General features: G+C 34.4%; 11 protein-coding genes and 5 tRNA genes. 12 read left to right on the top strand and 4 right to left on the bottom strand.

Translation table 11 applies throughout. The features are described from left to right. Position 1: 1 nt before the first annotated feature. A complete protein-coding gene (gene aspA, locus B5X64_RS08400) occupies positions 2-1,402 on the bottom strand; it encodes an aspartate ammonia-lyase (protein ID WP_079464799.1) in 1,401 nt (466 codons plus the stop codon). Between the two features lie 68 nt (positions 1,403-1,470). Beyond that, complete coding sequence (locus B5X64_RS08395; protein WP_079464798.1) at positions 1,471-2,496, bottom strand: N-acetylmuramoyl-L-alanine amidase; 1,026 nt, start codon at positions 2,494-2,496, stop codon at positions 1,471-1,473. 136 nt (positions 2,497-2,632) lie between these two features. Here B5X64_RS08395 and B5X64_RS08390 point away from each other — a divergent pair. The 5 genes from B5X64_RS08390 to B5X64_RS08370 all read left to right on the top strand — a co-directional run bounded on the left by B5X64_RS08390 (position 2,633) and on the right by B5X64_RS08370 (position 5,231). Continuing rightward, positions 2,633-2,719: transfer RNA gene (locus B5X64_RS08390), tRNA-Ser, on the top strand. 14 nt (positions 2,720-2,733) lie between these two features. Further along, positions 2,734-2,808 (top strand) — tRNA-Pro (locus tag B5X64_RS08385). A 32-nt stretch (positions 2,809-2,840) separates the two neighbouring features. Beyond that, positions 2,841-2,914: transfer RNA gene (locus B5X64_RS08380), tRNA-Arg, on the top strand. Positions 2,915-2,936: 22 nt separating this feature from the next. Continuing rightward, positions 2,937-3,233 carry a GIY-YIG nuclease family protein gene (locus B5X64_RS08375; RefSeq protein WP_228418815.1) on the top strand — a complete coding sequence of 99 codons (297 nt, stop codon included), beginning with the start codon at positions 2,937-2,939 and terminating at the stop codon, positions 3,231-3,233. A 429-nt stretch (positions 3,234-3,662) separates the two neighbouring features. Then, complete coding sequence (locus B5X64_RS08370) at positions 3,663-5,231, top strand: serine hydrolase (RefSeq protein ID WP_079464796.1); 1,569 nt, start codon at positions 3,663-3,665, stop codon at positions 5,229-5,231. Between the two features lie 130 nt (positions 5,232-5,361). On the opposite strand, the gene B5X64_RS08365 is transcribed toward B5X64_RS08370, so the two are convergent. Continuing rightward, positions 5,362-6,564: a CynX/NimT family MFS transporter gene (locus B5X64_RS08365; RefSeq protein ID WP_079464795.1), complete on the bottom strand. Its 1,203-nt coding sequence runs from the start codon at positions 6,562-6,564 to the stop codon at positions 5,362-5,364. Between the two features lie 393 nt (positions 6,565-6,957). Here B5X64_RS08365 and B5X64_RS08360 point away from each other — a divergent pair. From B5X64_RS08360 to B5X64_RS08330, 7 genes are all read left to right on the top strand, one after another. Further along, positions 6,958-7,032, top strand: a tRNA-Pro gene (locus B5X64_RS08360). 32 nt (positions 7,033-7,064) lie between these two features. After that, a tRNA-Arg gene (locus B5X64_RS08355) sits at positions 7,065-7,138 on the top strand. 177 nt (positions 7,139-7,315) lie between these two features. Further along, a complete protein-coding gene (locus B5X64_RS08350) occupies positions 7,316-7,924 on the top strand; it encodes a Crp/Fnr family transcriptional regulator (protein ID WP_079464794.1) in 609 nt (202 codons plus the stop codon). A 103-nt stretch (positions 7,925-8,027) separates the two neighbouring features. Next, the gene (locus B5X64_RS08345) at positions 8,028-8,672 is read left to right on the top strand and encodes a hypothetical protein (protein ID WP_123920932.1); all 645 of its coding nucleotides are present in this window, start codon (positions 8,028-8,030) and stop codon (positions 8,670-8,672) included. Positions 8,673-8,747: 75 nt separating this feature from the next. Next, positions 8,748-9,149 (top strand): DUF3302 domain-containing protein, encoded by a 402-nt coding sequence (locus B5X64_RS08340; RefSeq protein ID WP_079464792.1) that lies wholly within the window; start codon positions 8,748-8,750, stop codon positions 9,147-9,149. 12 nt (positions 9,150-9,161) lie between these two features. Continuing rightward, on the top strand, positions 9,162-10,319 hold the full coding sequence (locus tag B5X64_RS08335) for an HlyD family secretion protein (RefSeq protein ID WP_079464791.1): 1,158 nt from the start codon (positions 9,162-9,164) through the stop codon (positions 10,317-10,319). A gap of 1 nt (position 10,320) precedes the next feature. After that, positions 10,321-11,721 carry a TolC family protein gene (locus tag B5X64_RS08330; RefSeq protein ID WP_079464790.1) on the top strand — a complete coding sequence of 467 codons (1,401 nt, stop codon included), beginning with the start codon at positions 10,321-10,323 and terminating at the stop codon, positions 11,719-11,721. Between the two features lie 126 nt (positions 11,722-11,847). Here B5X64_RS08330 and B5X64_RS08325 read toward each other — a convergent pair whose 3' ends face one another. Further along, positions 11,848-12,693, bottom strand: coding sequence for an SH3 domain-containing protein (locus B5X64_RS08325; RefSeq protein ID WP_079464789.1), 846 nt, complete (start codon positions 12,691-12,693; stop codon positions 11,848-11,850). Positions 12,694-12,704: the final 11 nt, after the last annotated feature.

Raw genomic sequence — 12,704 nt, 5'->3', positions numbered from 1 at the left:
ATTATTTATTGTGCGGAGTCAGCATGTTTTTAGGGTCTAGAATTTCATCTAATCTTTCTTGCGAAAGTAGATTCTGCTCTAAAACCAAATTATAAACACTTTTACCGGTTTCTAAAGCTTCTTTTGCAATTTTTGTAGATTGTTTATATCCGATATAAGGATTTAAAGCCGTAACAATTCCGATGCTGTGTTTTACCATATTCAGGCAAACATCTTTATTGGCAGTAATTCCGATGACACATTTTTCACGAAGTGTTTCTAAAGCATTGCACAAGAAGTGAATATTTTCCATAATCGCGTGCGAAAGCACAGGTTCCATTACATTTAATTGTAATTGTCCCGCTTCAGCAGCGAAAGTCACGGTAAGATCATTTCCAATTACTTTAAAACAAACCTGATTAACCACTTCCGGAATTACAGGGTTTACTTTTCCAGGCATAATAGATGAACCAGGCTGCATCGGAGGAAGATTGATTTCAGATAATCCGGCTCTAGGTCCTGAAGAAAGCAGTCTTAAATCATTACAGATCTTAGAAAGTTTCACGGCAAGGCGCTTCATTGCTGAAGAATAAATCACATATGAACCTGTATCCGGAGTTGCTTCAACCAAATTGGGAGCTGAAATAACCGGATACCCTGTTAATTCTGCTAAGTTTTTAGCACAAAGCGTTGCATAACCGATTGGAGCATTAATTCCTGTACCAATAGCCGTTGCGCCCATATTGACTTCAACAAACAGATTGGCATTATTATTCAGTTTTGAAATATCTTCTTCTAAAGTAGCTGCAAATGCTTCAAACTCTTGTCCCATCGTCATCGGAACAGCATCCTGAAGCTGCGTTCTTCCCATTTTAATAACATCATGAAACTCTTCACCTTTTGCGCGGAAAGCTTCAACAATTCCTATCAATTTTTTCACTAACGTTTCATTCATCTGCAACAATCCCATTTTAATCGCTGTAGGATATGCATCATTGGTAGATTGTGAAAGATTGATATGATCGTTTGGCGAACAAAACTCATATTCACCTTTATTTTTACCTAATTTTTCTAAAACACGGTTAGCAATTACTTCATTGGCATTCATGTTAATAGAAGTTCCTGCCCCACCTTGGATCATGTCTACCGGAAATTCGCTATGAAACAGGCCGCCAATTAATTCATCGCAAGTTTCTGCAATTTTAAAATATAGATCCTGATCTAAAAGACCTAATTCATAATTGGTTTTAGCAGCCGCTTTTTTCACATAAGCCAAACCTTTAATAAATTCCGGATAAGATGACAAAAGCTGTCCCGAAATTTTGAAATTGTCTATCGCTCTCTGAGTTTGAACTCCGTAATAAGCATTTACCGGAACATTTAATTCACCGAGTAAATCACTTTCTTTTCTGAAATTTTCCATTAAATATTATTTAATAGTTTAATTATTTGATTAATAAAAAACGCACCGTAAAGATGCGCTTTAAAAATTTATTTTGTAGGATATTTTTGATTTAAAGCTTGAAGAATTGCCCATGTTTCGGCATCCATAATCCCATCGTATTTTTGAGGTCTGAAATGATATTGCAATGCTTCAATTGTTTTTTTCGTTGCATCATCCCACTTTCCGTTAGGAAAAGTTTCGTAACCAAATTTCTGCAATGCAGTCTGAACCAAAAAGATGAACGGAGAGTCATTATATCTCGTTGAAACATCGGTTTGTGCTAAAGTCAAAAGATTTTGTTTTGCAGCTTCGTCATACCACATTCCGATTTGATACTCGTCGTAAAGTTTTTTCCATGGAAACTGTGGACCCGGGTCCTGTTTTCTTGCCGGAGCAATATCTGAATGTGCCAAAACATTGGTTGCAGGAATATTATATCTGCTTACAATATCTTTAGCTAAAGCCGCCACTTTTTTGATCTGATCGTCGCTAAAAGGCTGGAAAGTCTTTGCACCAGTTGCATCTGCAGTATATCCCATATTTACAATCTCAATTCCAATTGAAGTGTCGTTTAGATTTTTATCTGCACGCCATGCACTTACTCCTGCATGATAAGAACGCTTGTTTTCATCTACTAATTGATAGATTTCATTGTCACCTAAATTATTTACAAGATAATGTGCACTAACTCCTTGCTGAGTAAGAACGGTTATTGATTTATCATCCGGTAAAACGGTATAATGAAGAATAAGATATTTTTGTCTGAAATTTTGTGCAATAGCAGGGAAATGAGTTTTTACAACTTTGTATCCTGCGGGTTTTGCCGAAACAATAGAACCATAACTTGCGGTATTATCATTTTTAGTTATATCTGCAATATTTGTAGTAAAAAATTCTACTCCACTTTCTTTTGTAATTTGTGGTTTAGCTTTTTCCTGAGAAGTAGAATTAGTTACAGTTTTTGGTTGTGTGACTGTAGTTTTAGGGCGGTAGGTATTTTTTTTAATATTTTTTTGTGATGTACACGAAAAAACAAATACGCTTAATCCGATGATATATAATGTCTTACGCATTAGTTTAAATTTTTAATCATTTATTAGCGTAAAAATACACAATTTTTTTCTGAATTTTATTTGGTAAATAAGGAAATCTGTTCTATATTTGCACTCGCAATAACGGAACAGAAGATCATTAAAATACAATAATAAAGGAGAGTTGCCTGAGTGGCCGAAAGGACATGTTTGCTAAACATGCGTACTGGTAACGGTACCAAGGGTTCGAATCCCTTACTCTCCGCATTTATTATTCCTCGGGGCGTAGCGTAGTCCGGTCATCGCGCCTGGTTTGGGACCAGGAGGTCGCAGGTTCGAATCCTGCCGCCCCGACTGTTTTAATAGTTTTCTCAAAACTATTCAATGGGTGCGTAGCTCAGCTGGATAGAGCATCTGCCTTCTAAGCAGACGGTCTCAGGTTCGAATCCTGACGCGCTCACACAAAACTCACAATTTTTATTGTGAGTTTTTTTGTTTACATTAGTTTCATGTGTTTTTGCTACATCCTTTATTCGAAATCTCTTGACAAATATTATATTGGAAGTTCCTGTGAAGACTTGCAGGAAAGACTAAAAAAGCATCTTTCAAACCATAAAGGATATACTTCAAAAACCAAAGACTGGATTATTGTCTATTTTGAAGAATTCCCTGATAAAAGCTCTGCATACAAAAGAGAATTACAAATCAAATCATGGAAAAGTAAAATCAAAATTATTGAATTAATTAAAGATTCAGCTGAATATAGCATCCCGATTTAATCGGGACGGTCTCAGGTTCGAATCCTGACGCGCTCACTTAAAACTCACAATTTTTATTGTGAGTTTTTTTGTTTTTATACGTTTCGAAATTCCCTCCTTTTCTTTTTATTTCACTAATTTTTGATTTTCATACATAAACCAATCTTACTTTATTACATTAAAAGATATACTACCTTAAATATTTATCTGGTTATTTCATCAATTTCAAGTAAATCTCTTTTTTCTCACTTCAAATAAATAGTCCTCCAAACCTTTTAGACAGACAAAACCAAGAAATACATATAAAGTAATCTGAAATATGCTTTAAGTTATTTTTTGTGGCTCAAAATTCCGTTTTTAATATCTAAATTTAGCCCGCTTAATTATCGATAGCTTTAAAACTACCGAAGGCTTAGACAAAACTAAAACAATGACAACAAATAATTAATTATGACAAGAATAAAACCGCATCTATTCCTCATTACAACTATTACTTTACTTGCAAGTAATACTATATTTGGGCAAATAAATTCTAAAGAAATAGATGCACTTGTTGCTAACGCAATGGGTAAATTCAATGTTGCAGGAGCTGCTGTAGCTATCGTAAAAGATGGAAAAATAATTCATGAAAAAGGTTACGGTATAAAATCAGTTGACAGCAAATTACCTGTAGATGAACATACAAATTTTGAGATAGCCTCTAATAGCAAGGCTTTTACAACTGCTGCTTTATCGATTTTAGTAGATGAAGGAAAGCTTTCATGGACTGACAAAGTCAAAAAATACATTCCCGAATTTAAAATGTACAATGACTATGTGACAGAAAATTTCACTATTGAAGATCTACTAACTCATCGAAGCGGTCTTGGTTTGGGAGCTGGCGATTTAATGATGTTTCCAGATGGCACAAACTTTACCATTAAAGATGTGGTAACGTCATTTCAGCACTTTAAGCCAGTTTCAGGCTTCCGAACACAATTTGATTATGACAATCAACTATATTTAGTAGCGGGTGAAGTCACCGCAAGAATAAGCGGAATGACCTGGGAAGCTTTCATACAAAAACGCATTCTGGAACCCTTACAAATGAAAAATTCTTTCAGTTCCGTCAACCAAATAAAAGATATGAATACAATGGCATCTCCGCATTCGTCAGAATCAGGTACCATAAAAAAAATATCGTTATACGGAGCAATGGTAAATGGCGCTGCAGGAGGAATTGTATCAAACGTTAATGATATGTCTAAATGGATGCTTACTCAGTTAAACAAAGGTAAATATGGAACCAATCTAGACCAACAGCTTTTCACTGAAGAAAGACAAAGTGAAATGTGGACCATACATACTGTTCAAAGAACAAATCCTAACCCAAGATATAACCAACACTTCAATGGATACGGATTAGGCTGGGATTTATCTGATATCAAAGGGAATTTAAGTGTATCGCATACCGGTGGCTTACCCGGAATGCTTTCTATTGTTACCATGATTCCTGACTTAAATTTGGGTATTGTTATTTTAACGAATACAGAAATTGGTGGAATCGGTCTTTTCTCATCGGTAAGTCAAACTATTATTGACAGCTATTTAGGATTGAATGATTTTGGCTGGGTAGATAAATATGTAGCTCATCTTGAGGCCCAAAAAAAATCCGGAGATGAAGTAACCAAAAAAGTTTGGGAAACGGTAAGTAAAGCCAAAAACACAACCTTAAAAAATGAAGATTTAATCGGTTTGTATGAAGATAAATGGTTTGGAAAAGTTGAGATTTTCTTAAAAGGAAATCAACTATGGTTTAAGTCATATCGTTCGCCAAAACTAAATGGACCTATGAGTTTTTACAAAGCAAATACTTTTGCCATTAAATGGGAATACCAAGATATGAATGGCGATGCATTTGCCATATTTAGTTTAGATGAAGAAGGTAAAGCACAAAGTATAAAGATGAAAGGGATTTCGCCGGAGATAGACTTCAGTTTTGACTTTCAGGATTTAGATTTACAAAAAATAAAAAATTAAACAATTTGATAATAATTCTTTCACAAACAAAAAACTCACAGTAATATTGTGAGTTTTTTTGTTTTTATAAGTTTTCAATATACTTTATTCTAAATGTTTTCATATTGATTTCAACACTAAAAAATTTTATTTAATCTTCTACAAATTTTCTCCTTGCTGCTTTTATTCCAAAATAAAACATCACGATGACCGAAATTCCTAAAAAGTAAAATGACCATTTCCAAGAAGTATCGTAATCATGTAATTTACCGAAGACAGCCGGTCCGAAAGCAGCTATCAAATACCCAACAGATTGCGCCATTCCTGAAATTTTAATCGCATTGGCACTGGATTTTGTCCGCAAAGAGAAAAATAAAATCGACAAACTAAACGACAGACCATTTGATAAACCTAACAACACAGCAGTTGCATAAATCCATTCTGATTTCAGCCAGGCAAACATCAGAATACTTGCAAGCATTAACACAGAGATAAAAACAATCATCACTTTTTGATTTTTCATTTTATTTGCAATAATAGGCCCTATAAAAGTGATTGGAATCATTGAAATCTGTATGATAAATAAAATCCAACCCGGTTCATTTCCCCGCATTCCGTAATCACCAAGAACAGCCGGTAACCACGAGATTAATGAATAATATACCAAAGACTGAAGTCCCATAAAAACACTGATATTCCAAGCCTGAGGAGATTTAAACATATTGAAATCAGACTTAGCAAGTGAAGCACCTGTCTGTTGTACTCTGGATTTATTTAGTAATAATTCTAAAACCACAACAAATAATGCCAATAATGCAATTACAAGCCAAATTCCTAAAGAACCGCGCCATCCATAACCCGTCCATTCACCAAGACTTACACTGTATCCTGAAGCCAAAGCGGCAGTAAGATTCATGGAAACAGCAAAAATACCGGTCATTAAACCTATCTGTTTCGGAAAATTGCTCTTAATGTAACCTGGCGTAATTACATTTCCGATACAAATTCCCAAGCCAATAAATACTGATCCTGTAAATAAAGTCCAGACCGAGCCAAAAACTCGCATAAAAAGCCCGAAACTCAAAATAATCAATGCGTATAATAAAAATCGGTTAATACTGAAACGGTGCGAAAACCTACTCACCAAAACCGAACAACCCGCAAACATCATGAGGGGAATTGATGTGAGCATACTGCTTTGTAAATTATTTAAATGAAGTGAATTGCTAATTTGATTGAGAACCGGACCTACAGAAGTAATGGGAGAACGCAGATTACTGGACACTAAAACCAAAACCAACACATTTATTATCAACAGGATATAAGAAAAACCCTCTCTTGTTTTATTTTTCATGATGTTTTATAAAATTGATATTACAAAAGTAGCGTGGTTATTTAATATAAATTTGCCATAATATTAATCTGAAACGACAATATTTTTCTCCTGAACTTCAAACGTTGATGAGACTACAAACCTAATTCTGTTTTAAAAATACAATTCCATTTTTCTAATTTTTAACTTGCAATGATCAACACTCCTATTGCTAAAGTGAAATTATAAAATTATTTTTTCAATTTCATAATGTACGGTAAGTAAATGGTTACCAATATCGTTAGAGGTGTTAACGAGTAAAACTTAAATATTCATTAAAAATTATTGCAGATTTTATTTTGAAATATAAAAAAATCTCCTATCTTTGCACTCAGAAAAAAACAAGGTAATACTTGTTAAAAGATGACCCTTAATCGGGGCGTAGCGTAGTCCGGTCATCGCGCCTGGTTTGGGACCAGGAGGTCGCAGGTTCGAATCCTGCCGCCCCGACTGTTTTAATAGTTTTCTCAAAACTATTTAATGGGTGCGTAGCTCAGCTGGATAGAGCATCTGCCTTCTAAGCAGACGGTCTCAGGTTCGAATCCTGACGCGCTCACTTAAAACTCACAATTTTTATTGTGAGTTTTTTTGTTTTATAGTTTTATGTTTTCAAAATCTGAAAAGCTTGTTTACACTTTTCAGAAGTAAAGATTTCGTTGTTAATCATTAACATTTTTTTCTTTATCAAGTTTTTTTCTTTATTTTTAATAATCTAATTTTAGGTCCTTAAAAAATGACAACGCCATCAGAATTATTAAAACATCTGGAACACCTTCATCAGCTTAATGATGAAGAACGTATTGCGTTGTCACAAATCGCTAAACCTTTATTTCTTCCAAAAAAAACAAAGCTTGTAGAGTCAGGAGATATGTTTGAGCATGTTTTTGTACTTACTACCGGTTTGTTGCGTTGGTATTTTGATTCAGATGAGGGTATAGAAAGTAATATGTTTTTTACCTCAGAAAAAGAACATGCTGTCATTGTTGGCATTCCTGAATATTACGAAGGACAAAGAGAGACAAAATATACGATTGAAGCACTTGTAGATACTCAATTATTGCTGTTTCCAAAAGACACTTTCGAAGAATTGGCATTTCAGCACAAAGGTATTTTTCAGTTTTATATCAAATCTTTAAAAATTATTATAGATACGCTGCGCATCCGTACAGAAGATTCGTGCAGTAACTCTCCCAGTACACGGTACGAAACGTTTCTTAAAAACCGCCCTTATATTACAAGAAATGCAAACCGTAAGTACATCGCCAATTTCTTAGGCATCACACCCAATTCTTTATCCAGACTAACCGCTCGTATACAAAAAAAATCACCGCCGAAAAAATAACTTAAGAATAGTTTTTCAAAGTTTCTTCGTTCTAATTTTGCACTGTACAAAAAACTGTAATACAGCAGATTGTACAAAAAAGTATGATTTAAAACAAAAAACAATGAACAAAAAAATTCTAAGAATAGGTGTATTAAGCTTATTCATGCTGTTAGCAAGTAACACTGTAAATGCTCAATCTCAACAGGTAGAAAAAATCGGCACTTACATTACCCAGGAAATGTCATTTCTTAATATGACACCGTTACAGGCAGAACAGATTTATCAAATCAATTTACAAGCCGCTTCAGCTGTAGAAAATTTAGACCAAAAAAGCTTTGCTCAAAATTCTTCACAGAAAGAAAATATCGAAAGTTTTGCAAAAATCTTAAAAGAAAGAAACGTTGCTCTACAAAACATTCTTTCACCGGCACAGTTTCAGCTTTTTCAGGAAAATAAAATCACAAGAGCCGCAACTTTCAGAACAATTGTTATGACAAATATGCTCGATTTAACCAACGATCAGTTGACACCGGTTTTCAACATTAATCAAAAAGTAGTAGAAAATGTAAGGAAAGATTTAGATGCTTATTTCTCTTCCGAAAATAATAAAGGTAAAAATAATGCTCAGCGCAAACTGCACAAAGCACTGAAGAAAGCCGACAAAGCTTTTGACCAGGTTTTAAGTTCGCAGCAAATTACCATTTACCATGAAAATGCCAATTTCTTGCGCAGTGTACTTCGTGAAGAATACGGAACTAAAAATTAGTTTTTTATCATGCTTTATGATTCTCGGTATTATCTTAACTGATATGCCGGGATTTTTATCCCAAATTATTTTACTATGCAAAAATTACTTACAATACTGTGTGTATTCCTGTGTTGTGGCCTTTCGTATGCTTCCACAGGAACTTTAGAAGATACTATCGCAGATACAGCATCTTGGCTTATACTGCTCATTTTACCATTTGCCGGAATCTTTCTTTTTTGGAAAGTTCATATCTATCCTGAAAAAGTGGCGGAAAAGAAAAACCATCCCCAATTAAATGCGATTAAAAGCATGTGTTTGCTTTCATTGATATTTGGCGGTCTTCTTTGGCCAGTTGCTTTAATATGGGCAAACTACGATTATAAAAAAGAAAAAACACCTATTTCAGATTCAGAAGAATCAGAGCCCTCAAGCGGAAAAGAAGAAATCTTACTTGAAGAAAAACAATCGCTTTTAGAAGAAACACAAAATCATTAAGAATAAAAAATTATGTTAGAATTACTTATCGGAATATATGCCGGAATTTGCTGGCTTCTCATTAAAAAATTAAAATTAATTCCTTGGAATTTCAACACACAGGTTGTTGTATACTCCTTGCCTATTTTCGGATCTATCGCACTTATATTGAGTCTGAACTACTTTTGTCCTATTACATCGGATGTAAAAGTAGGTAACCGAAGCGTAGATATTACCACTCAAACTTTAGGAAAAGTAAAAAAAGTATATGTGAAAACCAATCAGGAAGTTAAGAAAGGAGATACATTGTTTACCATCGACCCCTTACCTTATCAACAGGAAATAGAATCTTTGGAAGCTCAGCTAAGCAATATGAAATCTACTGTTTCGTCTTACAATTCTGATATCGATGCTTCCCGTAAAAATATTTCGAGTTTACAGTCTCAATTGAATTTGAGCAATAAAAGAATAAAGCAATATCAAGAATTGGTAGAAGCAGGTGCAGCCAACAGATTCGATTTGGAACAGGCGATGTCAACCTCACAGGATTTGCAATCAAGAATCAGTGCAGCTCAGGCTCAAAAATCATCTTTAGAAACCAAATACTACTCTACTCACAACGGAGAAAATGCTTCAGTTTCTGAACTGAAAGCAAAACTGGAAAAAGCAAAATGGAATCTTTCTCAAACGGTAATTTTAGCCCCGACAGACGGATTAATTCCCAATGTACAACTGAATGAGGGCGCTATGATGGCCCCTTTTAAATCAGCTTTTGTTTTGATCCAAAAACAACAGTCTATTATCGCATTCTTTTCTCAAAATGAACTGGAAGCAGTGAAAAATGGTAACGAAGTAGAAATTGCCCTAAAAACCTCACCAGGAAAGGTGGTAAAAGCAAAACTGGAATATGTAGTAGATGCAACCAGCCAAGGTATCATGAATAATGCAGGAGGTATGCTTGGTGGTAATGCAACCACTGCCGGAATTCCTGACACGGCAAGACAATTGCCAGAAACAGACGGAAAATTGATTGCAAAATTTGTTTTGGACAATAAAGAACAGGCATTAACTGTAGGTTCTCGAGGTACAGCAGTCATTTATTCAGATAATATTAAACCTTTACATCTTATCCGAAAAGTGATGGTGAGAGTGAATAGTAAAGTCAATTACTTAATTCTAAAACTTCACTAAAATGATAAAGAAAATAAGTATTGCAAGCGTTCTGTTGTTTAGTTTGACCTCTTGTATTGGCTACAAAAATGCAACCCCTGAAAAAATAGAAGCTTTAAAAAACACGAGTGAAATAAAAGCAAATATTGAAATTCCCGATAAATGGATACAAGATAAAGAAACAGACAGCCCCGATTTTTCTTATCAATGGATGAATGAGCTTATTACAACCGAGCTTGAAGTTTTGGTAAAGCAAGGCCTTTCTCATAACGCAGATATTATCATCTTTAAAGAAAAGCTGAATCAAATAGAGTTGTCGATGGACATTGCAGGAAGTAACCTTTACCCAAGTGTAAATGCGTTGGCAAACACCAGTAACAATCTTGTAAGCGGAAGCCACATTGGAAATCTACAGCTAAAAGCCAATTGGGAACTAGACCTTTGGGGAAAAAATAAATCGGCACAAATGGCGAGCGTAAGCCAATATTATTCAGCTATATTTCAACAAAAAATGCTGAAACAATCAGTTGCTGCGATGATTTCCAAAGCCTATTATCTAAATATTGCCGGACAATATCAGGAACAGAAAATCAGTCAGTATATTGGCATGACCAAAGATTTGGAAAAAATTTATTTGGTTCAAAATAAAGTCGGAACTGCCAATGAAATTGATTTATCCAACATCGAAAGTGAAATTATTCTACTGAATTCTTATCTTGAAAAAGTAAAAAATGCCAATTCGCAATCACGCAGAAGTTTAGAAATGCTTTGTGGTAAATATCCGGAAGGTTTAATGAAAGTTAATGCAGAGTTTTCCGCTTTAAAACAGGAAATTCCAGCCAATTTCCCTTTAAGTCTTTTAGAAAAAAGATCTGATATTATGGCGCAACAGTTTCAGATAGAATCTAGTTTTTATGAAGTTCAGGAAGCTAGAGCTGCAAGATTGCCATCACTTAACATCAGCGCAGGTTTTGGTGCAGCAGAAACCAATGTAGGAGCTATCAGTAATCTTTTCTCTAATCCTTTAATAAAAGTGGGTGGCGGATTGACAACCCCCATTTTCAATGGAGGAAAACTTAAAAAAAATGTTGAGGTAAAAACTTCCGAGCAAAGACAAGCGGTAGAAGAATATGCAAAATCGGTTCTTGTAGCATTTAATGAAGTAGAATCTGCATTAGCCAATCTCAGCTCTATCGAAAGGCAAAATGTTTTTCAGAAACAGGCTATTTCTTCACTCGAAAGAAATGTTGATTTAACTAAAAAACAAATAAAAGTGGGCAATAACAATAGTTTTGTTTTACTACAAAAACAAAGAGATCTTATTAAAAAAGAAATGAACATCATCGACCTTGATCTGCAACAACGCATCGAAAGAATCAATCTTTATATGGCTTTAGGAGCTAATGGTCTTGAACATTTTTAGAAATATTGGTCTCAGTGGCTTTTCAGAAAAGAAAAGCAGACTTGGGACCTTTTATATATATATTCAATTTCAAATAAAATAAAAACCACTGCAAAAATACAGTGGTTTTCAAATTTATAATTAAGATTATTTCAATCGATAAGAATTGCCATCCCAAAGATACGTTTTTGACGAATTTTTCTTTTTTTCGCGTTCTTTCTCATCTTTTTCCATCTCTTCCATTTTAAAAATAAAAGCATTAGGAATTCCGCCTTTATCATTAGGGAAAACAAATTGTTCGCTGTGATAATAAACATCTGCATCTCCCACGTTCATTAACTGTGGAAGTACGATCATTTTTTTATCTTTCACCAAAACATATTGGTCATAACTAGCAATCCCACAGGCTTCACCAGAAACCATTGCTTTTAAGGTAAATTCTACATTTTTCAGCTTATGATTGCTTTCAATATTGAAAGTTCCATAACTCAAGCTTTCACTTGAACCAGTATCGAAAGAAACCTCATCAATCAGTGTATTTCCCTCAACCATTTTGATGGCTGCAATATTTTGCATGATAGTAATTTCAGGATATTCTTTGTCTTTTTTACTGATGGTTTTCGTTAAACCAAAAAGAAAATCATATCCATTTTTAGCTCTGTAGCCCACACAGAGATTTCCTCCCCAAACGTAGCCTTCGGATGTTTTATCACCTTTCTGGTAAGATATTTTGTACCAATTGGCTCTTCTTTCGCCTAATTTTAAAATAGTTTCATCTTGTTTAAGAATCAAAATCTGCTGATTAGTTTGTAAAGAATCGAGAATTTGGGCATTCACATTCGGTGACTGTCTGATTCTCGTAAAATCAGTAAAAATTTTCTGCGTTTTATTTTCTTCAAAATGAAAAACTCCGTTTGCATACTCATAATCTTCTTCCTGCGCAGAAAAAAACTGAATGATGCATACAAATAAAATAGTGATGAATGGTTTCATATTAATATTTT

This window comes from Chryseobacterium balustinum (assembly GCF_900168205.1).
In the GTDB taxonomy this organism is placed as follows: Bacteria; Bacteroidota; Bacteroidia; order Flavobacteriales; family Weeksellaceae; genus Chryseobacterium; species Chryseobacterium balustinum.
The sequence above is the reverse complement of the archived record's forward strand: the minus strand, read 5'-3'. Positions and strand labels throughout refer to the sequence as shown.

Bases quoted from the DNA above. Each gene is read 5' to 3' on its own strand.
- aspA (WP_079464799.1), bottom strand. From the start codon at position 1,402: ATGGAAAATTTCAGAAAAGAAAGTGATTTACTCGGTGAATTAAATGTT.
- B5X64_RS08395 (WP_079464798.1), bottom strand. From the start codon at position 2,496: ATGCGTAAGACATTATATATCATCGGATTAAGCGTATTTGTTTTTTCG.
- B5X64_RS08370 (WP_079464796.1), top strand. From the start codon at position 3,663: ATGACAAGAATAAAACCGCATCTATTCCTCATTACAACTATTACTTTA.
- B5X64_RS08365 (WP_079464795.1), bottom strand. From the start codon at position 6,564: ATGAAAAATAAAACAAGAGAGGGTTTTTCTTATATCCTGTTGATAATA.
- B5X64_RS08350 (WP_079464794.1), top strand. From the start codon at position 7,316: ATGACAACGCCATCAGAATTATTAAAACATCTGGAACACCTTCATCAG.
- B5X64_RS08345 (WP_123920932.1), top strand. From the start codon at position 8,028: ATGAACAAAAAAATTCTAAGAATAGGTGTATTAAGCTTATTCATGCTG.
- B5X64_RS08340 (WP_079464792.1), top strand. From the start codon at position 8,748: ATGCAAAAATTACTTACAATACTGTGTGTATTCCTGTGTTGTGGCCTT.
- B5X64_RS08335 (WP_079464791.1), top strand. From the start codon at position 9,162: ATGTTAGAATTACTTATCGGAATATATGCCGGAATTTGCTGGCTTCTC.
- B5X64_RS08330 (WP_079464790.1), top strand. From the start codon at position 10,321: ATGATAAAGAAAATAAGTATTGCAAGCGTTCTGTTGTTTAGTTTGACC.
- B5X64_RS08325 (WP_079464789.1), bottom strand. From the start codon at position 12,693: ATGAAACCATTCATCACTATTTTATTTGTATGCATCATTCAGTTTTTT.